Source organism: Cytobacillus sp. FSL H8-0458 (genome assembly GCF_038002165.1).
Taxonomy (GTDB): Bacteria; Bacillota; Bacilli; order Bacillales; family Cytobacillaceae; genus Cytobacillus.
In genome coordinates, this window is sequence record NZ_JBBOBR010000001.1 from 336,394 (window position 1) to 361,130 (window position 24,737).

A 24,737-nucleotide genomic window follows, 5' to 3' on the forward strand; every position below is an offset into this window, starting at 1 on the left:
TGGAGCAATGAAACCTTTTAAAGCGAACGGACTTGTAGTAACTATCCAAGGGACAAGCTTGCTGAAGGCTATTGGGGGATTTCTGCTTTTTCTATTTATGATATTTTCAATAAGCGGGGCATTAACTTCCTTAAAGCCTGAATACCGAATCAGTTCATCTTCAGTAAATTCTGCCGCGAACAGCCTGACAGGAGAAATGCTTTATCATTTTCTCGGATGGGAAAACCACTCATTTCTCCAGGGAGTTTCTGAAAGCAGTTCTCCCCCGGCCTTTGCCAATTTAATTTTTAAGCTATCCACAAATGTCAATTTGGATGATCCCAGAAGTCTTCTGGGAAGGGAGCTTCCCTTTTTCTCGATTTATGACAGTAAAATTCTAGTTGCAGGTGAAGGAACGGATTATACAAATATGCCTGTAGAATCTTCTCCCCCTTTAGAAGTACTGATGGCCGAACAGGAGGCAGCCCTGCAAAACACTGAGGGGCTTGAGCCATCTGGAGATAAAAAACAATCAAATGCCCCGCCGGTATCTACAGGTGATAAAAAACCTGTCTATGTATATTTTTCGCATAATACTGAGTCCTATCTTCCATATCTCAAGGGTGTCACCAACCCTGATGCGGCCTACCATTCAAAAATTAATATTACTAAAATCGGTGACAAGCTTAAGGAAGAGATGGAGAGCAAAGGAATCGGCACATTTGTAGATAAAACGGATGTTCAGGGGAATTTAAACAAAAAGGGCTTATCATATGGACGCTCCTATCAGGAATCCAGAGAGGTGGTCCAGGCAGCAATCACTTCCAATCGGGATCTCACTTATTTAATTGATATTCATCGTGATTCAAAAAGAAAAAAAGATACTACAAAAGAAATTAACGGAGAGTCTTATGCCAAGCTGGCTTTTATAATTGGAGGAAATAATCCGAATTACGAGAAGAACTTAAAATTTGCAAAAGAGCTGCATGATAGATTGAGCGTCAAGTACAAAGGATTAAGCAGGGGAATAATGAAAAAAGAAGGCGCAGGGACAAATGGCAACTTTAATCAGGATTTATCAGGCAATGCCATACTCATTGAGTTTGGGGGAGTCGATAATACGTTTGAGGAGTTAAACCGCTCGGCCGAAGCACTCGCGGAAGTGTTCAGTGAATATTACTGGCAGGCAGAGGAAGTGAATTCACCGGCTGGCGGTGAATCAGAAAAGAAATAGTAATAGGATGATGCGGAATGAAAATGTTTATGCTTAAAGCTCTTTTTCTGGCAGCGATTATGTTTGTCTCTGTATTATTCGGAATGCAGCAGGCAAATGAAGGAATTCACAGAATGAAGGGATTCCATGACGGAAATTTCAAAAGTGCCCTGACCATAAATGAAACCAATGAAGGCGAAGTTCAGGCTTCTGTCCTGGGGAATGATGTGTCAAGCCATGATCTTCAGAAGAAAAGAGAAAAACTTGAAGAAATGAAAGCATATAATTTCTTTTCATCATTAGGAAAAAGCATATCCGAAGGCATATCAGAGCTGACAGAAAAATCGGTCGCAATCATCACAGACTTAATAACAGGGAAATAGGCTGCTCAGGAGGGCAGCCTTATTTTTTTGAAAATAAGCGGCTTAAAGCTTAGCATTGAATCTTCACAAACCTACTGATATAATCAAAAATAGTGTATAAACTAAAAAGACTATTTTAAAATTGACCACACTTAGCTCCAGGCGCCTATTTAAAGGCGCTTGCGCTTTTCTATAGTAGGAGTTGAAATATTAATAATGAACAAAGAAGAGAGACTAAAAAGGCAAGAGAAAATCAGGAATTTTTCGATCATCGCCCATATTGACCATGGTAAGTCGACTTTGGCCGACAGGATCCTTGAAAAAACCAATGCGCTGACTTCACGCGAAATGAAGGATCAGCTCCTTGATTCCATGGATCTTGAAAGGGAGCGCGGCATTACGATCAAGCTGAATTCCGTTCAGTTAAAATATAAAGCTAAAGATGGAGAGATATACACTTTCCACTTAATAGATACGCCGGGACACGTCGATTTTACATATGAAGTATCCCGAAGCCTTGCAGCATGTGAAGGCGCAATTCTGGTTGTGGATGCGGCTCAGGGTATTGAAGCGCAAACCCTTGCTAATGTTTATCTGGCCCTGGATAACGATCTTGAGATTCTTCCAATTATTAATAAGATCGACCTGCCAAGTGCGGATCCGGAAAGGGTTCGAAATGAGATCGAAGAAGTTATCGGCTTGGATGCATCTGAAGCAGTACTTGCTTCAGCAAAGGCAGGAATCGGAATAGAAGAAATCCTTGAGCAGGTTGTTGAAAAAGTACCTGCTCCAGTAGGGGATCCGGATGCCCCATTAAAGGCTCTTATATTTGATTCTCTTTATGATGCCTACCGCGGTGTAGTAGCTTATATCCGGGTGGTTGAGGGTACGGTAAAAGTAGGGGATAAAATTAAAATGATGGCAACCGGCAAAGAGTTTGAAGTTACAGAGGTTGGTGTGTTTACGCCAAAATCAACGCCATTGCCTGAATTGTCAGTTGGAGACGTAGGGTTTTTGACTGCTGCAATTAAAAACGTTGGTGATACACGTGTAGGTGATACCATTACAAGTGCGAAAAACGGTGCGGCCGAAGCTCTTCCTGGATACAGAAAAATGAACCCGATGGTTTATTGCGGACTTTATCCAATTGATAGCGCCAAGTTCAATGACCTGCGTGAAGCGCTTGAAAAGCTGGAGCTGAATGATTCTGCCCTTCAGTTTGAACCGGAAACTTCACAGGCCCTCGGATTTGGATTCCGCTGCGGTTTTCTTGGATTGCTTCACATGGAAATCATCCAGGAGCGCATTGAGCGCGAATTCAAAATAGATTTGATTACAACAGCGCCTAGTGTTATCTATGATGTTATTCTTACAGATGGCACTGAGGTTAAAGTGGATAACCCATCCAATATGCCTGATCCTCAAAAGATTGACCGTGTTGAAGAACCTTATGTAAAAGCTACGATGATGGCGCCGAATGATTATGTGGGAGCCATTATGGAACTTTGCCAGCAAAAACGCGGCATCTTTATTGATATGCAATACATGGATGAAACCAGAGTAAATATTATATATGAAATTCCTTTATCGGAAATTGTTTATGATTTCTTTGATCAGCTGAAATCCAATACAAAAGGATATGCTTCTTTTGATTATGAATTAATTGGATACAAGCCATCAAAACTTGTTAAGATGGATATTCTGTTAAATGCAGAAAAGGTAGACGCATTGAGCTTCATCGTTCATAAGGATTTTGCTTATGAAAGAGGAAAAGTAATCGTTGAGAAGTTAAAAGAGCTTATTCCCCGTCAGCAGTTTGAGGTTCCTATTCAAGCGGCGATCGGCCAGAAAATTGTAGCCCGCTCAACCATTAAAGCCATCCGCAAAAATGTATTGGCTAAATGTTACGGCGGAGACATTTCCCGTAAGCGTAAATTATTGGAGAAGCAGAAAGAAGGTAAAAAGCGGATGAAGCAGGTTGGTTCTGTTGAAGTTCCGCAGGAAGCCTTCATGGCCGTTTTGAAGATGGACGATAACACCCCTAAAAAGTAAAATATTTGCTTTGTTTTAAGAGGTTAGATATGCTGTCATAATAATAACAGCACTAGCCTCTTTTTATTTAGGAAATTGCTGTATTTGAATGTTGATTGAATGATGAAAGTAGTGAAATAAATGATTAAAGCAGCTTATATACACATCCCATTTTGTGAACATATCTGTCATTACTGTGATTTTAATAAAGTGTATTTAAAGAACCAGCCAGTTGGAGAATACCTTGATTCTCTTGATAAAGAGATGAATCTTGCTTTGAAAGATACACCTGCATCTCGGCTGGACTCCATCTTTGTCGGAGGCGGCACGCCCACTGCGCTAAACGGGAAACAGCTTGAACAGCTTTGCAGCACTATTAAACGGCAGCTTCCCTATGACCCTTTCACAGAATATACATTTGAAGCTAACCCGGGAGATCTCTCTAAGGAAAAGCTTCAAATATTGCATGATGCCGGAGTCAACAGGCTGAGCTTTGGTGTCCAGACCTTCAACGATGAACTCTTAAAAAGAATTGGAAGGTCACACCGGGCAAAAGACGTTTTTCAATCAATTGAAGCTGCAAAACAAGTAGGCTTCGATAACATCAGCATCGATCTGATATACAGTCTTCCCGGCCAGACACTTCAGGACTTTAAAGATACACTCGAAACATCATTCACATTGGATATTGTTCATTATTCGGGCTATTCGCTGATCATTGAGCCCAAGACAGTATTCTATAATCTGATGAGGAGAGGGAAACTGCCGACTCCCGGAGAAGATGTGGAAGCTGAGATGTATGATTTATTGATGGAACAAATGGACAAACATGGATTTGCCCAATATGAAATCAGCAATTTTGCCAAACCGGGCTATGAGAGCAGGCATAACATGACTTATTGGGATAATGAATGGTACTTCGGCTTTGGGGCAGGTGCGCATGGCTATGTAAACGGGCTTCGCCGTTCAAACCACGGACCCCTGAAAAAATATATGGAGCCTATTGAAAAGGGCCAGCTTCCGATCCTCGAAGAACATAAGGTGCCCCTGGAAGAGCAGATGGAAGAGGAAATGTTTCTTGGGCTGAGAAAAACTGAAGGTGTCTCAATTAGTCGCTTTAAAGAGAAATTTGGCAAAAACCCGCTGGAGCACTTTAAAGTTCAAATTAAACAGCACACCGAAAAAAAATTAATTATTGCCGGGGAAGAGCATATTAAATTGACAAAGCAAGGACGATTTCTTGGAAATGAAGTATTTCAGTCCTTTATAGGGTAATCTGCCTGAGGATTGCTTCTGGAAAAAAGGAAGCCAAATTATTGACACTGCACGTATGATTTGATAATTTATTAGTAGAATTAGCACTCGGGGACAAAGAGTGCTAACAGAGGTGATAACTGTGTTAACAGATCGTCAATTATTAATTTTTCAAGTAATTGTTGATGATTTTATTCAAACTGCACAGCCTGTCGGGTCGAGAACTCTGTCGAAAAAAGAAGAAATTTCTTTTAGTTCCGCAACGATCAGAAATGAGATGGCTGATTTAGAGGAACTTGGGTTTATTGAGAAAACACACACCTCATCGGGGAGGATTCCATCTGAAAAAGGGTACCGCTATTACGTGGACCACCTTTTATCCCCGCAAAAATTAAATCAGCATGATATCCACAAAGTACAATCGATCTTTGCGGAAAGAATTTATGAGCTGGAGAAAATTGTTCAAAAATCGGCAAAAATCTTATCTGAGCTGACTAATTATACATCCATAGTCCTCGGGCCTGCAGTAAGGGATAACAAGCTGAAGAGAATTCAGATTGTTCCTTTGAATAAAGAAACAGCGATAGCAATTATTATCACAGATACAGGCCATGTGGAAAACAGAATGTTCCACTTGCCGGAAAACATTGATGCAGGTGATTTGGAAAAGGTCGTTAATATCCTTAATGACCGTCTTGCCGGTGCCCCGTTGGAAAGTCTGAACAATAAGATATATAAAGAGGTTGCCGTGCTTTTAAGGCATCATATCAATAATTATGATTTAATGCTGAATTCAATTGCCGATACAATAAAGATACCGGCCTATGATAAGCTTTTCTTTGGCGGTAAAACAAATATGCTCAGCCAGCCGGAGTTTCATGATATTGAAAAGGTTAAAAACCTCATGAATATGATCGAGCAGGAAAAAGGCATCTATGATTTACTCAGTAAAAACAAGTCAGGGATCAATATTAAAATCGGCAGGGAAAATAATAATTCAGCAATGGAAAACTGCAGTCTGATAACAGCAAGCTACTCAATCGGCACCGAGCAGCTCGGCACAATTGCCATTCTGGGCCCTACCAGAATGGAATATTCAAGAGTTATCAGCTTATTGAACTATATCAGTGCAGACTTATCATCTGTTTTATCCAAGCTGTATCAAAACAGATGATGGTGGAGATATTGATTAAGGGTGGAAAAACCTTTCCACTCCTTTCCTTATGTATTTTTATATCAATACTGCAGCCATTCTTTAAGGGAGGTGAACATGTTGGCAGAAGAGAAAGAGACATTGAACCATGAATCAAATGAACAAACCAACGAACCTGAAGGAGCTGAAAATGAGGCTCCTATTGAAGAGGTATTTGCAGAGGCTGATGAAGCAGAAGCAGGTCCTGATGAGGGAACCGATGCTGAGCTTACAGCAGCAAATGCAAAAATAGCTGAATTGGAAGGCAAACTGGAAGAGGCTGAAAATCGCATCTACCGCCTACAGGCTGATTTTGAAAATTCCCGGCGCCGTGCAAGGCTGGACCTTGAAGCGTCTGAAAAGTATAGAGCACAAGGCTTAATCTCTGATTTGCTGCCTGCGCTTGATAATTTTGAAAGAGCACTTCAGATGGAAGCTGAAAATGAACAGGCTAAATCTATTCTTCAAGGAATGGAAATGGTTTATCGGAGCTTGGTGGAGGCTATAAAAAAAGAAGGCGCAGAACAGATTGAGGCAGTTGGGAAAGAATTCGACCCTCATATGCACCAGGCTGTGATGCAGGTAGAAGATGAGAATTTTGATTCCAATATCGTGGTCGAAGAGTTCCAAAAAGGCTACAAGTTAAAGGATCGAGTCATTCGTCCATCAATGGTTAAAGTAAATCAATAACTACATATTTGGGGAGGTAAAGAACATGAGCAAAATTATCGGAATCGATTTAGGTACAACAAACTCATGTGTCGCTGTACTTGAAGGCGGCGAACCGAAAGTAATTCCAAATCCGGAAGGCAACCGTACAACGCCATCAGTCGTAGCGTTTAAAAACGGCGAGCGTCAGGTTGGTGAGGTGGCAAAGCGCCAGTCTATTACAAACCCGAACACCATCATGTCCGTTAAACGCCATATGGGTACAGATCATAAAACAGAGGTTGAAGGAAAGGAATACTCTCCGCAAGAGGTTTCTGCTATTATTCTTCAATATTTGAAATCTTATGCAGAAGACTACCTTGGCGAGAAAGTTACTAAAGCAGTAATCACAGTTCCAGCATATTTCAACGATGCTGAGCGTCAGGCTACAAAGGATGCAGGCCGAATTGCCGGCTTGGAAGTTGAACGTATCATCAACGAACCGACTGCTGCAGCTTTGGCATATGGACTGGATAAAATGGATGAAGACCAGACTATCCTTGTTTATGACCTTGGCGGCGGTACATTTGACGTATCTATCCTTGAGCTGGGCGATGGTGTATTTGAAGTAAAATCCACTGCCGGGGATAATCGTCTTGGCGGAGATGATTTTGACCAGGTAATTATTGATTACCTCGTTGATCAATTCAAAAAAGAGAACGGCATTGATCTTTCTAAAGATAAAATGGCTCTTCAGCGTTTAAAAGATGCTGCTGAAAAAGCGAAAAAGGATCTTTCCGGTGTAACTTCAACACAAATTTCACTTCCGTTTATCACTGCCGGGGAAGCTGGACCTTTACACTTGGAAGTAACACTTTCAAGAGCAAAATTTGAAGAGCTTTCTGCGGATCTTGTTGAACGTACAATGGGACCTACACGCCAGGCATTAAAGGATGCTGGCTTGACTCCTTCAGAAATCGATAAAGTTATCCTTGTCGGCGGTTCAACACGTATTCCAGCTGTACAGGAAGCAATCAAAAAAGAAACAGGAAAAGAACCGCACAGAGGAGTTAACCCTGATGAGGTTGTAGCAATGGGTGCAGCTATTCAGGGCGGTGTCATCACTGGTGATGTTAAGGATGTTGTCCTTCTGGATGTAACACCTTTGTCTCTTGGAATTGAAACAATGGGAGGAGTATTCACTAAGCTGATTGAACGCAATACAACTATTCCAACATCAAAATCCCAGGTGTTCTCAACTGCTGCTGATAATCAGTCTGCTGTTGATATCCATGTTCTTCAAGGGGAGCGCCCAATGGCAGCGGATAACAAAACACTTGGCCGTTTCCAGCTAGGCGATATTCCTCCAGCTCCGCGCGGTGTGCCGCAGATCGAAGTGTCTTTCGATATCGATAAAAATGGTATCGTAAACGTACGCGCTAAAGACCTGGGCACAAACAAAGAACAAGCTATTACGATCAAATCATCAACAGGATTATCTGATGAAGAAATTGAAAAAATGGTAAGAGAAGCTGAAGAAAATGCTGAAGCTGATAAGAAGCGCAAAGAAGAAGTTGAACTTCGCAATGAAGCGGACCAGCTGGTATTCACTACTGAAAAGACTTTAAAAGATCTTGAAGGCAAAGTGGATGAAGCAGATGTGAACAAAGCAAATGAAGCTAAAGATGCACTAAAAGCTGCAATTGAAAAGAACGATCTGGATGAAATCCGTGCTAAGAAAGATGCTTTACAGGAAGTTGTCCAGGCGTTAACAATGAAGCTTTATGAGCAGGCGCAGGCTGCTCAGGGAGCTCAGGGCGCAGAAGGTGCTGAAAGCAAAAATGACGACGATAATGTTGTAGATGCTGAGTTCGAAGAAGTTAAAGACGATAAATAATCTCTGAATCTTTTAAGTCAAAGTCAGGTCTTTCTTGGCTTTGGCTTTTATTTTTGATACAATAATCTTTATGTGAAATGAATCGGGGAGTGGTAATCATGAGTAAAAGGGATTACTATGAGGTTCTCGGAATCAGCAAGGGTGCATCCAAGGATGAAATTAAGAAGGCTTATCGAAAGCTTTCAAAAAAATATCATCCTGATATTAACAAAGAGCCTGATGCAGACGAGAAGTTCAAGGAAGTTAAAGAAGCATATGAAGTCCTAAGCGACGACCAGAAGAAGGCCCACTATGATCAATTTGGTCATACGGATCCTAATCAGGGCTTTGGCGGAGCCGGTTTTGAAGGTTTCGGAGGATTTGAAGACATTTTCAGCACTTTCTTCGGAGGGGGTTCCCGCCGGCGTGATCCTAACGCACCAAGACAGGGTGCAGATTTACAGTACACCATGTCCTTAACGTTTGAGGAAGCAGTATTTGGCAAAGAGACCGATATTGAAATTCCGCGTGAAGAGACGTGCGATACCTGCAGCGGTTCAGGCGCTAAACCGGGAACTAAGCCGGAAACCTGCCGTCATTGTCATGGATCAGGTCAGCTGAATGTTGAACAAAATACGCCATTTGGCAAGATCGTCAATAGAAGAGTTTGCCACTACTGTAATGGTACCGGCAAAGAAATCAAAGAAAAGTGCACAACATGCCGTGGAGCCGGTAAAGTGCAGAAACGCAGAAAGATACACGTGAAAATTCCTGCAGGCATTGATGATGGCCAGCAGCTCCGCGTGGCGGGCCAGGGGGAGCCAGGTGTAAACGGAGGACCTCCAGGCGACCTTTATGTTGTATTCCATGTGCGGTCACATGAGTTCTTTGAGCGTGATGGCGATGATGTTTATTGTGAAATGCCTATAACGTTTGTCCAGGCTGCTCTTGGTGATGAAATCGAAGTGCCGACACTGCATGGAAAAGTAAAACTTAAAGTCCCTTCAGGCACACAAACAGGAACCAAATTTCGTCTAAAAGGAAAAGGTGTGCCAAATGTAAGAGGATATGGAACAGGAGATCAGCATATTATTGTCCGCGTTATTACTCCGACAAAGCTGACCGAAAAACAGAAGCAGCTTTTAAGCGAGTTTGCTGAAGTCAGCGGAACAGTTCCGCAGGGAGAACAGGAAGAAAGCTTTTTTTCTAAAGTAAAACGAGCCTTTAAAGGTGAATAAAGGAATGGGAGTTGGTAGTAGTGAAATGGTCAGAAATCAGTATTCATACTGCAAATGAAGCTGTTGAACCGATTTCGAATATTTTGCATGAAGCCGGAGCAAGCGGAGTTGTAATAGAGGATCCTTTAGAACTTGTAAAAGAAAGAAAGGATCAATTCGGTGAAATCTACCAGCTCAATCCGCAGGACTATCCTGAAGAAGGCGTAATTGTAAAAGCATATTTGCCAGTAAACAGTTTCCTTGGGGAAACTGTTGATGAAATAAAAGAAGCAATCAATAACCTCATTCTATTTAACATCGATATTGGCGAAAATAAAGTCAGCATTAGTGAGGTAAACGAAGAAGAATGGGCTACTGCCTGGAAAAAATATTATAACCCTGTAAAAATTTCAGAACGCTTTACCATTGTCCCAACCTGGGAGGATTACACACCTGTCAGCAGTGATGAGCTTATCATAGAGCTTGACCCGGGCATGGCATTTGGGACGGGAACACACCCTACGACGGTAATGTGCATCCAAGCACTTGAAAGAACAGTAAAACAGGGTGATAAAGTTGTAGATGTAGGAACAGGATCGGGTGTCTTAAGCATTGCTGCAGCTATGCTGGGTGCCGGGAAGGTAGAAGCCCTTGATCTTGATGAAGTGGCAGTAAATTCAGCTAAATTAAATATTAAGCTGAATAAAGTGCAGGATATAGTAGATGTATCACAAGGAAATCTGCTCGATGGTGTCAGCCAGGGAGCAGATGTGGTCGTTGCCAACATTCTTGCAGAAGTAATTCTCCGCTTTACAGATGATGTTGCGTCAGTCGTAAGGGAAGGGGGATACTTCATCGCTTCAGGCATTATCCAGCAGAAGAAACAGGAAGTAAGAGATGCTATTTCCGCTGCAGGGTTTGAAATAGTTGAGACCATACAAATGGAAGATTGGGTTGCCATTGTGGCAAGGAGAAAGTGATCAGAAAAGCTCCTGCACCTCGAGGATGGAAGGTGCAGGAGCTGGCATACCGTAAAAAGGGGGTAATGAACTTACCCTCCTTTTTACAGTTGAATGAATCTTGGACAGGTTAGAAAGAGGGTGCCGATTGTGCAGCGGTATTTCATACAAAATGCAGTTAATGATAAGTACTTTCATATTACTGGGGAAGACCGTCATCATATAGTGAAGGTAATGCGCATGAAAGAAGGCGACAAAATTATCTGTGTAGATCCATCCCAAAATAGTGCACTTTGTTCAATTGCAGAAATTACCGATGAATATGTGGCTGCAGAAGTTGTACAATGGATTGAAGGGTCTTCTGAGCTGCCTGCCGATATTACTATCGTGAGCGGACTGCCTAAAGGGGATAAGCTGGAGTGGATCATTCAAAAGGGCACTGAGCTGGGAGCGAACCGTTTTATCCCTTTTACTTCAGCTCGTTCAGTAGTAAAATGGGATGCGAAGAAATCTGTGAAAAAAGCAGAGAGATGGCAAAAGATTGCTAAAGAAGCTGCTGAGCAGTCACACAGGAGCATAGTGCCTGAAGTGTTTGCACCGCTTGATTTAAAGTCATTGCTGAAAATATCGGCTGATTATTCATATAAATTGATTGCCTTTGAGGAAGAAGCGAAGCAGGGAGAGGTCTCTGTGCTCTATAAAACACTTTCTTCCATGAACAAAGGAGACTCACTTTTAGTTGTATTCGGACCTGAAGGCGGTCTTGCAGATAATGAAGTTTCATTGCTGCTCGAATCAGGCTTTCTAGCCTGCGGTTTGGGGCCGCGTATTTTAAGGACAGAGACAGCGCCTCTCTATTTGCTGTCAGCTGTTTCCTATCATTTTGAATTAATGGGGTGAATTTAGATGCCTGCAGTTGCATTTCATACACTTGGCTGCAAAGTCAATCATTACGAAACAGAAGCCATTTGGCAGCTGTTCAAAGAAGCTGGCTATGAACGGACAGACTTCGAATCCGTTTCAGATGTTTATGTAATTAATACATGTACAGTTACAAATACCGGTGATAAGAAAAGCCGCCAGGTAATCAGAAGGGCAATTAGAAAAAACCCTGATGCGGTTATCTGTGTAACGGGCTGTTATGCACAAACCTCACCTGCCGAAATTATGGCAATCCCTGGAGTTGATATCGTTGTAGGGACTCAGGATCGGGTGAAAATGCTTGAATATATCGAGCAATATAAACAAGAACGGCAGCCGATCAATGGCGTCGGAAACATCATGAAGAACCGTGTCTACGAAGAGCTTGATGTGCCGGCATTTACAGATCGGACACGTGCTTCCCTTAAGATTCAGGAAGGCTGCAATAACTTTTGCACATTCTGTATTATTCCCTGGGCGCGCGGCTTAATGAGATCCAGGGATCCGAAAGAAGTAATCCGCCAGGCTCAGCAGCTTGTTGATGCCGGATATAAAGAAATCGTTTTGACTGGAATCCATACAGGCGGCTATGGCGAAGACATGAAGGATTATAACCTGGCTATGCTTCTTACGGATCTTGAAGCTCAGGTAAAAGGTCTCAAACGTTTAAGAATCTCTTCTATTGAAGCCAGCCAAATTACCGATGAAGTCATTGAAGTTATGGATAAGTCCAAGGTCGTGGTAAGGCACTTGCACATTCCTCTGCAGTCAGGCTCAAATACAGTTCTTAAAAGAATGCGCCGCAAGTATACCATGGAATTCTTTGCTGAGCGTCTCGAGCGCTTGAAGGAAGCTCTTCCGGGTTTGGCTGTTACATCTGATGTTATCGTTGGCTTCCCTGGGGAAACAGAAGAAGAATTTATGGAAACCTACAACTTTATTAAAGAGCATAAATTCTCAGAGCTTCATGTATTCCCATATTCAAAGCGGACAGGAACACCTGCGGCGAGAATGGACGACCAGATCGATGAAGAAGTCAAAAACGAGCGTGTTCATCGCCTGATTGCTCTGTCAGATCAGCTTGCAAAAGAATATGCATCTCAGTACGAAGGTGAAGTTCTGGAAGTGATCCCGGAGGAAAGCTTTAAGGAAAGCAGTGACAGCAATTTATTTGTCGGATACACTGACAATTATTTAAAAATCGTCTTCCCGGCAGCAGAAGAAATGGTCGGCCAGATAGTAAAAGTAAAAATTACAAAAGCCGGCTATCCATACAATGAAGGTCAATTTGTAAGAGTTCTTGATGAATTGAATGAAACAGAAGAAGCGGCAGTTTAAAGGAATTACCTCAGGGTAGTTCTTTTTTTTTATAAATTTATTAATAAATAATGGGAAAACTACTTTCGAAAACGATTACAAAAAATATAAATAGTGCTCGATATTTTATTGTCTAAATGATATTATGAAAGAGGTACGTACAACTGTTTTTAAAAGGAGTAGTTAAAATGACAAATAACGTAGCGAAAATGATCGATCATACATTACTTAAAGCCGATGCGACAAAAGACCAAATAGAAAAAATCTGTGCTGAAGCTAAAGAATATAATTTCGCGTCTGTTTGTGTTAATCCGACATGGGTTAAACTTTCAAGCGACCTGCTTAGCGGAACTGAAGTGAAGGTCTGCACAGTAATCGGATTCCCGCTTGGAGCTTCCACACTTGAAACAAAAGCATTTGAAACAAAGAATGCCATTGATAACGGTGCAACAGAAGTAGATATGGTAATTAACATTGGTGCTTTAAAAGGCGGAGACAATGAGCTGGTTGAACGGGACATACGTGCGGTTGTAGATGCTGCAAAAGGAAAAGCATTAACCAAGGTTATTATCGAAACTTGCCTTCTGACTGAAGAAGAAAAAGTTAGAGCATGTGAGCTATCTGTAAAAGCTGGTGCTGACTTTGTTAAAACATCTACAGGATTCTCAACTGGCGGAGCAACAACTGAAGATATTGCCCTAATGAGAAAAACTGTCGGACCTGATCTTGGCGTAAAAGCTTCGGGTGGAGTAAGAAGTGCCGAAGATGCACAGAAAATGATTGAAGCAGGTGCAACGAGAATTGGAGCAAGCTCTGGCGCTGCTATTGTCAACGGTTTAACAAGCGATTCGGATTACTAAGAAAACCGGAAGGCGACCGTTTATCGGCTTATGACCTCGAGCTAGACAGTTATCGAAATTCAAAATATATTATACTTGTTGTAAGAAAATGCCGGGATTTCCCGGCATTTTTTGTTTTTTTATCGGCCGTGCAGCTTTATGATAAATTTTCCAAATTGATTTGCAAAAGGAAGAACAAGCAGTGAAGATAGTACATTAAATAGAACACTGATATGTGCAAGCTGCACATCCGGGGAACTGGCTGCACTCTCTCCTACGACAGCAAGGGAATGAATAAAAGGATAAAAGGCCGCCACACCCAAACAGTTCAGCCAAATATGGGCAAAGGCAGTCAGTTTTGCTTCTTTTCCTGAACCGATGGATGCTAAATATGCGTCTGCGCATGTACCTATATTAGATCCAAGCATTATGGCAATGCCGGTATCCAAATCCATTGCGCCAGCAGTTAAAAACCCCATAATAATGCCAGTTGTTGCTGTGCTTGATTGGATGATAGCCGTAAGGACAATTCCGGCAGCCACAGCGAATAAATAATTCCCATCCAAAGTAAGCAGCCAGTGGTTGACCATATCATTATCTTTAACAGAACCAGCGAGATATTCAAACCCGCGCATTGCTGCAAAAACCGCTGATAATCCAAGCAAGGCGAGACCCGAGCTCCGCAAGCTCTTCTTCTTCAGTACAGCCAGGATGCTTCCGGCAGCTGCAAGCGGGATAATATACGATTCTATATTAAAAGTGATTAATTCTGTCGTAAATGTTGTACCTATGTTGGTTCCTAATATGATGCCAATCGTTTGGGGAAAAGTCAGCATACGTGCAGAAACCATTCCAATTGTTATAATCATTACCGCTGAACTGCTTTGCAGGACAGCCGTCAAAATTGTGCCCATCACAGTGCCTTTCCAAGGTGAATTTGTCATCACTGCCAGCCAATTCTTTAATGAACCGGCAGATAAATTAAAAAGACCCGACCGTAAGAGTGTCATACCATAAATAAATAACCCGATTAGCAGAAAAAATAATAACAGCTGGACCAAGCAGCATTCACCCCCTACATTTAATACTATGGAACACCCTGCCGGGACATGCTTATGTACAAAAAATTGTTTAGCTTGTCAGGAATGGGGTACTAAATAATCACAAACTAATAAAAATCAATCCCGCAGCAGGCTAATTACTGTTGACCTTGATAAGCTGTTATATTATAATTGCAAGGTACATGGAATAAACCATGTTGTTGATGTAAGTGTGTTGTGCTCGGAGGGAGGGAAAGAGAATGTCTAAAACCGTCGTTCGTAAAAACGAATCGCTTGAAGATGCTCTTCGTCGCTTCAAACGTTCAGTATCAAAAACTGGTACTTTGCAGGAAGCAAGAAAGCGCGAATTCTACGAAAAACCTAGTATTAAACGTAAGAAAAAGTCTGAGGCTGCTAGAAAGCGTAAGTGGTAAGAGAGGGTGTATGTAATGAGTCTTCTCGAGCGTTTAAATGAAGATATGAAACAAGCGATGAGGAATAAAGAAAAAGAAAAGCTTACTGTTATTCGTATGATCAAAGCTTCGCTTCAAAACGAAGCAATCAAGCTTGGTGAAGATCTTAACGAAGAACAGGAGCTTACTGTCCTTTCTCGCGAAGTTAAACAACGCAAGGATTCCCTCCATGAATTTGAAAAAGCAGGTCGTGAAGATCTTGTTGAAAAAATTCGTACTGAACTTCAGTATGTCGAATTATATATGCCAAAACAGCTTTCTGAAGATGAAGTTTCCAAAATTGTTGCAGAAACAATCGCAGAAACAGGTGCTTCTTCAAAAGCTGATATGGGAAAAGTGATGGCTGCTATCATGCCAAAGGTAAAAGGCAAAGCAGATGGTTCACTTATAAATAAACTTGTACAACAACACCTTTCATAAAACTTTGCATTAAAAGACCGAAAGCCAATGGCTGACGGTCTTTTTTACTTTTTCTGCCCAGCAATGGGCCGATGGAATGGATTACATTTGTTTCTAGGTTATACTAAAGAAAATAGCAATTATCTAAAAAAATAAAAATGAAACTTTTTAATGATTCAATCGTAAATACATATATAGAAGGTATCTTACGGTTAAAGGGGGGGGAAGTTTTGATTGCCAGAAGAGCAATAACCGCCTTTGCATTGTTTTTTGCTCTGCTGCTGCTGGGAAGCCCTTTTCAAGGAAAAGCCGATAATGAAAAAGTGCTGATTGTTCCTATCGAAGAAACTGTGGAAAAAGGGCTACATGCATTTTTAAGCAGAGCGGTGCAAACAGCTGAAGAAGAAAATGCATCAGCCATAATATTTGAAATAAATACACCCGGAGGGGCAGTGGATGCAGCCGGACAAATTGGAAAGCTGTTAACCTCAACAAATGTAAAAACTATATCTTTTGTCAATAAGCAGGCCTTATCTGCAGGTGCCTATATAGCTTTGAATACGGATGAAATATACATGGTGCCGGGTTCAACAATGGGTTCAGCCGCAATTATTGACCAGCAGGGAAATACAGCTGGCAAGAAAGCAGAATCGTACTGGTTTGCGGCAATGCAGAGTGCAGCCTCACAAACGGACAGAGATCCTGTTTATGCCCTTGCTATGGCAGATGAATCGGTTGACCTTCCGGAATTGGGGGCTCCGAAAGGAAAGCTGCTTACCCTCACAGCTGAACAGGCTGAGCAGGTAGGCTATTCGGAAGGCACAGTAAATTCCAGGGCGGAATTACTGAAAGTGCTTGGATTTGAAGAAGCTAATATACAGACAATTGATGAAAGCTTTGCAGAAAAGGCAGCCCGCTTTATTACCCATCCAGTCGTCATCCCCATTCTATTATCTATTGGAAGCCTCGGGTTAGTTCTGGAACTGTATTCACCGGGTTTCGGCATCCCTGGATTAATGGGATTATCGTCCCTGCTCCTGTTTTTTTATGGCCATATGGTGGCCGGTCTGGCAGGTTATGAGACATTAATTCTGTTTGTAATAGGCATTGGCTTAATAATAGCCGAGTTTTTCCTTCCTGGAGGAATTCTAGGAATAGCCGGGATAGCAGCAATACTCGGGAGCCTGTTCCTGGCTTCTGATAATGTGGCCCATATGGGAATGTCTATTTTAATTGCTATAGGAGTTTCAATATTGGCATCTATATTAATGATAAAGGTGTTTGGTAAAAAGATGAAATTCTTCAAAAAAATTATATTAACCGATAGCACAAATACTGAAAATGGATATATTTCAAATAAGAGCAGGCTTGAACTGATTGGGCATGAGGGTTATGCACTTACTGCACTAAGGCCTTCAGGCACTATAGTTATAGGGGATGAGAGAATTGACGTTGTCAGTGAGGGAGCCTTTATCCTTAAAGGGGCAAGAGTAAAAGTTGTTAAAGCAGAAGGATCGCGTATTGTTGTCAGAGAAATATCTAATCTAGATTTAGATAAATAAAATCATCAGGAGGTAAAATTATGTTAGAAGCAGGAACAGTAGCAATATTGGTTGCCGTCGTACTCGGTGTCATATTGCTGGGGATATTATTCACCTTTGTACCGGTTATGCTGTGGATATCAGCATTGGCAGCGGGTGTCAGAGTCAGTATCTTTACATTAATTGGAATGAGGCTTCGCCGGGTTATACCAAGCCGTGTTATTAACCCGTTAATCAAAGCGCACAAAGCAGGACTTGAAGTAACAACAAACCAGCTGGAGAGCCATTACCTGGCAGGAGGAAATGTTGATAGAGTTGTCAATGCGTTAATAGCAGCACATCGTGCGAATATTGATTTAAGCTTTGAACGCAGTGCAGCCATTGACCTGGCAGGTCGTGACGTTTTGGAAGCAGTTCAGATGAGTGTTAATCCAAAAGTAATTGAAACTCCTTTTATTGCCGGTGTGGCGATGGATGGTATTGAAGTAAAGGCAAAAGCGCGAATTACAGTCCGGGCCAATATTGACCGTCTGGTCGGAGGTGCGGGTGAGGAAACAATCGTGGCGCGTGTCGGTGAGGGGATTGTCTCTACAATTGGTTCGCAGACAGATCACAAGAAAGTACTTGAAAATCCGGATATGATTTCTCAGACTGTTCTTTCAAAAGGTCTGGATGCAGGAACTGCTTTTGAAATCCTCTCGATTGATATTGCAGATGTGGATATCGGCAAAAATATTGGTGCGGAACTTCAGACTGAACAGGCTGAGGCAGACAAGAAGATTGCCCAGGCTAAAGCGGAAGAAAGACGTGCTATGGCCGTAGCTCAGGAGCAGGAAATGAAAGCCCGTGTTGAAGAAATGAGAGCGAAGGTTGTGGAAGCGGAGGCACAGGTGCCGCTTGCCATGTCAGAAGCGCTCCGTTCCGGTAATATCGGGGTAATGGACTATATGAATATCCAAAACATCTCGGCTGATACCGAAATGAGGGATTCAATCGGCAATATGAGTGACGACGGCAAAAGTGGCCGTAAAAATGACTAAATGATCCCTTATTGGGAGAAGGGAGGAAACTCTCTTGGAATTTTTATTTGAGAATCCTTTTATTCTCATTGCTGTTATTGCTTTCATTTCCTCCTTTTTCAAAAAAAAGAAAGAGGAGAAGCCTGTTAAACAGGCTCCCCGTTCAGTACAGCAAGAGAATCGGACACAGGCGGAAAGAACTTCTGCAGAGCCTGAATTGGCCGAAGTGCTGGAAGAGGAAAAAAGGAAGCTGACAGAGAAATCCAGAAGAATAGAACAAGAATACAGACAGCGTAAACAGCAGGCAGAACAAAGCATGAAGGCTCTTCAGAGTCAGCAGAGAGCTGCTGAAAGAAAAGCAAGCGCAATATCGAGAACAGCTTCCAATACAAAAACAGGATACCCGGTGGAAGCCTCAGGAGCTGGAAAGTTTGAGCCGCGGAAACAGTCGCTTGTTGATGGAATTATCTGGTCTGAGATTCTTGGACCTCCAAGATCAAAAGATCCTCACAGGTCCCTCAACAGAAAGCGGTAAAAAATAAGTGCTAGAACCTTCGTTCATTTCATAAATATGAGATGAAAGGGGGTTCTTTTTTTATGGCAAAAAAGTGGGGACAATTCGTCCGCGGCTGGATGACTAAAAATATGGAGCTTCCTCAAGATGTCATGATGGATCTGCCCCGCATTACAATGATCGGGCAAATCCATATCTATATAGAAAACCACAGGGGATTACTGGCTTTCTCAGATAAGGAATTAAGACTGCTTTTGAAGCAGGGACAGCTTTTAATAAGAGGGAAAGCCTTCGTCATAAAAACGATACTGCCGGAAGAAATACTGCTCGAGGGAAAAATTGATTCAGTAACTTATATTACAGACACTGATTAAGAATTCAGGGGGAAGGAAATGAAGAACCAGTGGATTGAATTTTACAGGGGCCTTGTAACAGTTAAAGCAAGCGGGAAAGGAATAGAAAGATTTATTAATGCGCTTACCCGGAGCGGAATCAATATCTGGAATGTAAAGAACCATGGAACGCATTCAGTCACCTTCAAAATGAAATTGGAAGATGCCAAAAAAATAAGGAGCCACGCCAGGAACAGCGATTGCAGAATCGAGTTCCTGCAGCGGGCAGGAGCACCGTTCCTTATGAAAAGGCTGCTGAAAAACAGCGGATTTGCAGCTGGTGCCCTCGCGTTTTTTGCTGTCATTCTCCTTTTATCCAATATGGTTTGGGGCATAGAGATTAAGGGAGCAAATCCAGCAACGGAATATCAGATCATCAAAGAATTGGACAAGATGGGGGTTAAAAAAGGAAAGCTGCAGTTTTTTGTAGATAACGTGGAGTCAATTCAGCGGACGATATCCAACAATATTGATGCGATAACCTGGGTTGGCGTGGAGTTAAAAGGGACAACCTACCATTTACAGGTAGTTGAGAAAAATGAACCTGAGAAGCCCGAGTATTTAAGTCCGCGTCATCTGGTAGCTAAAAAGAAAGCTGTCATTGTAGAAATGTTTGTTGAAGAAGGACGTCCAGTCGTCGATATTCATGATCATGTTCAGCCAGGACAGCTTTTAGTCTCCGGGATCATCGGGAAAGAGGGCCAAACGGAGACTGTTCCTTCAAAAGGGGAGGTTTTCGGGGAGACCTGGTACAAATCTGAAGTCATTCTTCCGCTTAAGAGCACATTCAAAGTCTTTAGCGGCAATGAAAAAGTTAAGCATAGCATCAGAATCGGAAATCTCGAGATTCCCATATGGGGATTTGGGAAACCGGAGTTTGAAGAGTATGAATTAGAGGAAAATGAGAAAGTAGTAAAGTTCCTGAAATGGGAACTGCCTGTTTCATACGTAAATAAGACATTCCGTGAAAGAGAGCAAGTCACCAGAATATATTCCAATAAAGAGGCTTTTGAAGCTGCGAAAGATTTGGCCAGAAAAAAAATAAAAAGCAGCTTAGATGAAAATGCTAAAGTTAAGGGAGAAAAAGTTTTGCACCAATCAATTGACAATGGTAAAGTAACTATAGCAATACATTTCCAAATTATTGAGAATATTGCAGAAGGACAACCAATTATTCAAGGAGATTCGGAATGACAGAAGACTTGAAAACAATGAACCTGCAGCTTGAAGATCCTAATGAAGCCATTGCATTATTAGGCAATTCAGATGCAAACCTAAAAATTATTGAGCAAGAACTGAATGTTTCCATTGTAACCAGGGGAGAATCCGTTTATGTGTCTGGCGAAATGGACAAGGTGGAACTGGCTGGAAAGGTTCTGGATAAACTGCTTTATGTAATCCGGAAAGGAATAAATATAAGCCAGAGAGATGTTATGTATGCTCTTCAAATGGCAAACAAGGGAACACTTGAGTATTTCAGTGATTTATACGAAGAAGAAATCACAAAAAATGCAAAAGGAAAGTCTATTCGTGTTAAGACATTAGGACAGCGTCAATACATTCATGCAATCCGCCAGAATGACCTGGTTTTTGGCATAGGGCCAGCAGGAACAGGAAAAACGTATTTGGCAGTTGTAATGGCTGTCAATGCTTTGAAAAATGGGAATGTGAAAAGAATTATTCTTACCCGCCCTGCAGTCGAAGCAGGGGAAAGCCTTGGCTTTCTGCCGGGGGATCTGAAGGAAAAAGTCGATCCTTACTTACGGCCTTTGTATGATGCTTTGCATGATATATTAGGTGCAGAGCATACACAAAGAATGATTGAAAGAGGCACGATTGAAATTGCACCGCTGGCTTATATGCGCGGAAGAACCTTAGATGATGCCTTTGTCATTCTGGATGAAGCGCAAAATACAACTCAGGCGCAAATGAAGATGTTTCTGACCAGGCTGGGCTTTGGTTCAAAAATGATTATTACCGGAGACAGAACACAGGTTGACCTTCCAAAGGGTGTAAAATCAGGCCTGATCGCAGCAGAAGACATACTAAAGGGTGTAAGCGGACTATCATTCGTTCATTTGGAACAAAGTGATGTTGTGCGGCATCCGCTTGTGGCGAGGATTATTCAGGCATACCAAAAAGAAGATAGTCAATGAACCTATAAGCCGCCTTTTTGGCGGTTTTTTCTTTGCCTGCTAAAATCTGAAGTTAATTACTATGGAATTATTTGCTATTAATGAAATGTTTAGGTAACCTGTTATTAGATAGGCCATTTTTCATTGATGAAAACCCTTAGAAAAACTGTTATGATTTTACATAATTATAATTAAACTATTTAAAGTGTAATAGAAGTTTTTTACCCAGGACAGGAGGGGTAAATGTGCCAAATCTTCAGCAGAGCATGACGACAATCAGAAATTTACTTAATATGACCTTTTTTCGTGTTCTCTTATTTGTTCTATTGGGAGTTGCTATGTATTTTTCCATGTATAGCAATGTGAAGCCTGAAAAGCTGGATTTAAGTCTGTTCTCTGTGGCTGAACAGACAATAAGGTCACCCATAACAATAGAGGATAAAGCAAGCACAGAAAGAAAGAGAAAAGAAGCAGAAAATAATGTAAAGGATATTTACGTTGTAAAAAAAGAGATTGCACAAAACAGAGTTGACCTGGTTACTTCCATTTTTGGATCCGTATCGGAAGTGAATGAAGAAGTAAAAGAAGTGATGGATGAGAAAAAGAAAGCTGCTGCAACTGAGTCCGGCAAAGATGTAGAGGCACCAGACCCTTCCGCTCCTGGTCCTGAAGATAAATTATCCATGGTTAAAGAAAAACTCACTGATGACGTAACACGTGAAGTATCTGATGGCGTCTTCCTTGCTTTGCTGCAGGCAAAGGAGGGGGAACTGAGCATTGCGAAAGACCTTACTGTCACTGCTATCAATAAAATAATGAATAATGAAATTCCGGCTGAACAGGTGGAGAACGCGAAGAAGCGTGTTGAAGAAGAACTGAAGTTCACCAGCTTAAATTCAGATTTAAAAAAAGCCGCAATAGAGCTGGGTCGCTATGCAATATATCAAAATCAATTTTATGATCCTGCTGCTACGGAAGAATTGCGGCAGCAAACTATCGAGAGTGTGGAGCCTGTAAAAATCCTTCAGGGACAGATCATTGTTGAAGAAAATCAGCTGATCAGCAGGGACATATACAGACAGCTTGAACTTGCAGGACTTCTTGACAGTGTTAATTCGATTCAGCCTTTTATAGGCTTATCTCTGATCATTGTCATCGTTTTATCAGCCCTATACTATTATTTCCACGAATTGAATGTGCAGCGGGAATTAAAGCAAAGCTATTTATTGCTGTTCAGCCTTGTTTTTATCTTATCGATATTGCTTATGAAGGTCATAAGCCTGTTCCAATATGCTGATTACTCAGAGATAGGGTATATTTACCCTGCAGCCATGGGAGCTATGCTGATCAAAATATTGATCGATGAAAAGCTTGCAATGTACTACACAATTATTATGGCTATCAGCGGAAGCATCATTTTTAATGAAGGTGTTACAGGAACATTCCAGCTGACATCAGCCATTTATATCCTTTGCAGCGGCTTGGCGGCCATATTGTTTTTGAGTAAGCAGAATCGCCGCTCTAAAATATTGCAGGCTGGTTTATTTGTATCTGCAGTTAACATACTTGTTATCTTTTCAATGCTTTTTTTAAGAAATGGCCACTATGAAACGATAGAATATGGATTTTACTTTGTCATAGCTCTGATTTCAGGTATATCGTCTGCTGTCCTGGCGATTGGCCTGCTGCCATATTTTGAGGCGGGCTTTGGAATTTTGTCTACTATGAGGCTGATTGAGCTTTCCAATCCTAATCATCCGCTGCTGAGAAAGATACTGATCGAATCTCCCGGAACCTACCATCATAGTGTAATGGTTGCAAATCTTTCCGAGTCAGCTTGTGAAGCTATTGGAGCAAATGGTCTTTTGGCGAGGGTGGGCTGCTATTATCACGATATCGGCAAAACGAAACGGCCGCAATTTTTTATTGAGAATCAGGTGAATATTGAAAATCCGCATGATCGGCTTCCTCCTCAGACCAGTAAGAACATTATTATCGCCCATGCCGCAGATGGGGCTGAAATGCTCCGAAAACATAAGATGCCTAAGGAGATAGTGGATATTGCCGAACAGCATCATGGAACAACATTGCTGAAATATTTTTACTATAAAGCAAAACAGAATGGCCTTGAGGTAAAAGAAGAGGATTATCGCTATCCGGGACCTAAACCGCAATCAAAAGAGTCGGCAGTCATCGGCATTGCGGATAGCGTAGAAGCTGCAGTCCGTTCAATGGCACATCCTACAACAGAGCAAATAGAGGATTTGGTCAAAAAGATAATCGCAGACAGGCTTCAGGATGGACAGCTGAATGAATGTGATTTAACCTTAAAAGAACTGGAAACCGTTTCACACTCGTTCTGTGAAACGTTAAACGGAATTTTCCATTCACGTATTGAGTATCCTGAAATGACAAAACAGAAGGTGAAACAGGCATGAATTTAAGCATTGATTTTTTAGACGAAACGAATGAGCTTCAGGAAAATGATATAGCCAAAATTGAAGAGTTAATTAACTTTGCGGCTTCAAAAGAAACTGTAGAGCCTGAAAGCGAAGTATCCATTACGTTTGTGACCAATGAGCGCATCCGCGAAATCAACAGGGAGTACCGGGATAAAGATCGGCCCACAGATGTTATTTCTTTCGCGATGGAAGAGCTGGGTGAAGGTGAAATTGAATTGATTGGTGCTGATATGCCGCGGGTACTTGGGGATATCATTATCTCCACTGCTAAGGCGAAGGAGCAGGCGGAGGAATATGGACATTCTTTTATAAGGGAGCTTGGCTTTTTGGCGGTCCATGGCTTCCTTCATCTTCTTGGCTATGATCATGAAAATCCGGATGATGAGAAAAAAATGTTTTCCCGCCAGAAGGATATACTTGATGAATTCGGGCTCACGAGATAAAAAAGTCCGAAAACACAATGTCCTTAAATCCTTTGTGTTTGCTTTTTCCGGAATTAGAACTTCGTTATTGAATGAAAGGAATCTGCAGATACATTTGGCAGTATCCCTGGCTGTCATGTTCTTTGGGATATACTTTGGCATTTCCCGGCTTGAATGGATGGTCATTCTGCTGGCCATCGGGGGCATGCTCTCACTTGAATTGCTGAATACAGCCATTGAAAGGGCTGTGGATCTGGCAACCGAAGATTATCATCCCCTTGCAAAGCAGGCGAAGGATATAGCCGCTGGAGCGGTGCTGGTGTATGCCATTGTAAGTGTAATAATAGGCGGAGTAATATTCCTGCCTAAAATTCTGATATTTTTGCAGTAATGTGAAGCTGTCCGAATGGGCAGCTTTGCTTTTTTGCTTTTTCTATATTAATGATAAAGGCTGACCTTAATCTGCTGAGAATTATCAGGCCTGAGTTTGAAAACGTTCACTGAATCAGCTAAAATGACAGAACAGCCTTAA

General features: G+C 41.7%; 24 protein-coding genes. 23 read left to right on the plus strand and 1 reads right to left on the minus strand.

The genetic code is table 11. The features are described from left to right. Positions 1-7: 7 nt before the first annotated feature. The 12 genes from spoIIP (at position 8) to deoC (ending at position 13,829) form a co-directional block, all read left to right on the plus strand. Entirely contained in the window at positions 8-1,213 is a 1,206-nt protein-coding gene (gene spoIIP, locus NYE23_RS01595; RefSeq protein ID WP_341074999.1) for a stage II sporulation protein P, read from the plus strand. 17 nt (positions 1,214-1,230) lie between these two features. Further along, positions 1,231-1,575, plus strand: coding sequence for a YqxA family protein (locus NYE23_RS01600; RefSeq protein WP_341075000.1), 345 nt, complete (start codon positions 1,231-1,233; stop codon positions 1,573-1,575). A gap of 195 nt (positions 1,576-1,770) precedes the next feature. After that, entirely contained in the window at positions 1,771-3,606 is a 1,836-nt protein-coding gene (lepA, locus tag NYE23_RS01605; protein ID WP_341075001.1) for a translation elongation factor 4, read from the plus strand. A 120-nt stretch (positions 3,607-3,726) separates the two neighbouring features. Continuing rightward, positions 3,727-4,860: a radical SAM family heme chaperone HemW gene (hemW, locus tag NYE23_RS01610; protein ID WP_341075002.1), complete on the plus strand. Its 1,134-nt coding sequence runs from the start codon at positions 3,727-3,729 to the stop codon at positions 4,858-4,860. A 121-nt stretch (positions 4,861-4,981) separates the two neighbouring features. Beyond that, the gene (gene hrcA / locus NYE23_RS01615; RefSeq protein ID WP_341075003.1) at positions 4,982-6,013 is read left to right on the plus strand and encodes a heat-inducible transcriptional repressor HrcA; all 1,032 of its coding nucleotides are present in this window, start codon (positions 4,982-4,984) and stop codon (positions 6,011-6,013) included. 96 nt (positions 6,014-6,109) lie between these two features. Beyond that, positions 6,110-6,721 carry a nucleotide exchange factor GrpE gene (gene grpE, locus NYE23_RS01620; RefSeq protein ID WP_341075005.1) on the plus strand — a complete coding sequence of 204 codons (612 nt, stop codon included), beginning with the start codon at positions 6,110-6,112 and terminating at the stop codon, positions 6,719-6,721. Positions 6,722-6,746: 25 nt separating this feature from the next. After that, the gene (gene dnaK / locus NYE23_RS01625) at positions 6,747-8,576 is read left to right on the plus strand and encodes a molecular chaperone DnaK (protein WP_341075007.1); all 1,830 of its coding nucleotides are present in this window, start codon (positions 6,747-6,749) and stop codon (positions 8,574-8,576) included. Between the two features lie 98 nt (positions 8,577-8,674). Next, on the plus strand, positions 8,675-9,793 hold the full coding sequence (gene dnaJ / locus NYE23_RS01630; RefSeq protein ID WP_163143518.1) for a molecular chaperone DnaJ: 1,119 nt from the start codon (positions 8,675-8,677) through the stop codon (positions 9,791-9,793). 20 nt (positions 9,794-9,813) lie between these two features. After that, positions 9,814-10,752, plus strand: coding sequence for a 50S ribosomal protein L11 methyltransferase (prmA, locus tag NYE23_RS01635; RefSeq protein WP_341075010.1), 939 nt, complete (start codon positions 9,814-9,816; stop codon positions 10,750-10,752). A gap of 129 nt (positions 10,753-10,881) precedes the next feature. Next, positions 10,882-11,631, plus strand: a complete 750-nt coding sequence (locus NYE23_RS01640) for a 16S rRNA (uracil(1498)-N(3))-methyltransferase (protein ID WP_341075011.1) — start codon at positions 10,882-10,884, stop codon at positions 11,629-11,631. A gap of 6 nt (positions 11,632-11,637) precedes the next feature. Further along, entirely contained in the window at positions 11,638-12,990 is a 1,353-nt protein-coding gene (gene mtaB / locus NYE23_RS01645) for a tRNA (N(6)-L-threonylcarbamoyladenosine(37)-C(2))-methylthiotransferase MtaB (protein ID WP_341075012.1), read from the plus strand. A 167-nt stretch (positions 12,991-13,157) separates the two neighbouring features. Next, the gene (gene deoC / locus NYE23_RS01650) at positions 13,158-13,829 is read left to right on the plus strand and encodes a deoxyribose-phosphate aldolase (RefSeq protein ID WP_341075013.1); all 672 of its coding nucleotides are present in this window, start codon (positions 13,158-13,160) and stop codon (positions 13,827-13,829) included. A 119-nt stretch (positions 13,830-13,948) separates the two neighbouring features. On the opposite strand, the gene NYE23_RS01655 is transcribed toward deoC, so the two are convergent. Next, the gene (locus NYE23_RS01655) at positions 13,949-14,869 is read right to left on the minus strand and encodes a Na/Pi symporter (protein ID WP_341075015.1); all 921 of its coding nucleotides are present in this window, start codon (positions 14,867-14,869) and stop codon (positions 13,949-13,951) included. Positions 14,870-15,108: 239 nt separating this feature from the next. On the opposite strand from NYE23_RS01655, the gene rpsU reads away from it, so the two are divergent. The 11 genes from rpsU to NYE23_RS01710 all read left to right on the plus strand — a co-directional run bounded on the left by rpsU (position 15,109) and on the right by NYE23_RS01710 (position 24,596). Next, entirely contained in the window at positions 15,109-15,282 is a 174-nt protein-coding gene (rpsU, locus tag NYE23_RS01660) for a 30S ribosomal protein S21 (protein ID WP_009333009.1), read from the plus strand. Between the two features lie 15 nt (positions 15,283-15,297). Next, positions 15,298-15,741 carry a GatB/YqeY domain-containing protein gene (locus tag NYE23_RS01665; RefSeq protein WP_035331153.1) on the plus strand — a complete coding sequence of 148 codons (444 nt, stop codon included), beginning with the start codon at positions 15,298-15,300 and terminating at the stop codon, positions 15,739-15,741. A gap of 209 nt (positions 15,742-15,950) precedes the next feature. Then, complete coding sequence (locus NYE23_RS01670) at positions 15,951-17,282, plus strand: NfeD family protein (protein WP_445662577.1); 1,332 nt, start codon at positions 15,951-15,953, stop codon at positions 17,280-17,282. 20 nt (positions 17,283-17,302) lie between these two features. Next, entirely contained in the window at positions 17,303-18,301 is a 999-nt protein-coding gene (gene floA, locus NYE23_RS01675) for a flotillin-like protein FloA (protein ID WP_341075017.1), read from the plus strand. Between the two features lie 34 nt (positions 18,302-18,335). Further along, on the plus strand, positions 18,336-18,815 hold the full coding sequence (locus NYE23_RS01680) for a hypothetical protein (RefSeq protein WP_341075018.1): 480 nt from the start codon (positions 18,336-18,338) through the stop codon (positions 18,813-18,815). Between the two features lie 62 nt (positions 18,816-18,877). Beyond that, positions 18,878-19,168, plus strand: a complete 291-nt coding sequence (gene yqfC / locus NYE23_RS01685; protein WP_035331147.1) for a sporulation protein YqfC — start codon at positions 18,878-18,880, stop codon at positions 19,166-19,168. 18 nt (positions 19,169-19,186) lie between these two features. Then, on the plus strand, positions 19,187-20,380 hold the full coding sequence (gene yqfD / locus NYE23_RS01690; RefSeq protein ID WP_341075019.1) for a sporulation protein YqfD: 1,194 nt from the start codon (positions 19,187-19,189) through the stop codon (positions 20,378-20,380). Then, positions 20,377-21,342, plus strand: coding sequence for a PhoH family protein (locus NYE23_RS01695; protein ID WP_341075021.1), 966 nt, complete (start codon positions 20,377-20,379; stop codon positions 21,340-21,342). Before yqfD ends, NYE23_RS01695 begins: the two co-directional genes overlap by 4 nt. 224 nt (positions 21,343-21,566) lie before the next feature. Further along, positions 21,567-23,759, plus strand: a complete 2,193-nt coding sequence (locus tag NYE23_RS01700) for an HD family phosphohydrolase (protein ID WP_341075022.1) — start codon at positions 21,567-21,569, stop codon at positions 23,757-23,759. Beyond that, positions 23,756-24,226: an rRNA maturation RNase YbeY gene (gene ybeY, locus NYE23_RS01705; RefSeq protein ID WP_341075023.1), complete on the plus strand. Its 471-nt coding sequence runs from the start codon at positions 23,756-23,758 to the stop codon at positions 24,224-24,226. Before NYE23_RS01700 ends, ybeY begins: the two co-directional genes overlap by 4 nt. Further along, on the plus strand, positions 24,204-24,596 hold the full coding sequence (locus tag NYE23_RS01710; RefSeq protein WP_341075024.1) for a diacylglycerol kinase family protein: 393 nt from the start codon (positions 24,204-24,206) through the stop codon (positions 24,594-24,596). Before ybeY ends, NYE23_RS01710 begins: the two co-directional genes overlap by 23 nt. The last annotated feature ends 141 nt before the right edge of the window (positions 24,597-24,737 follow it).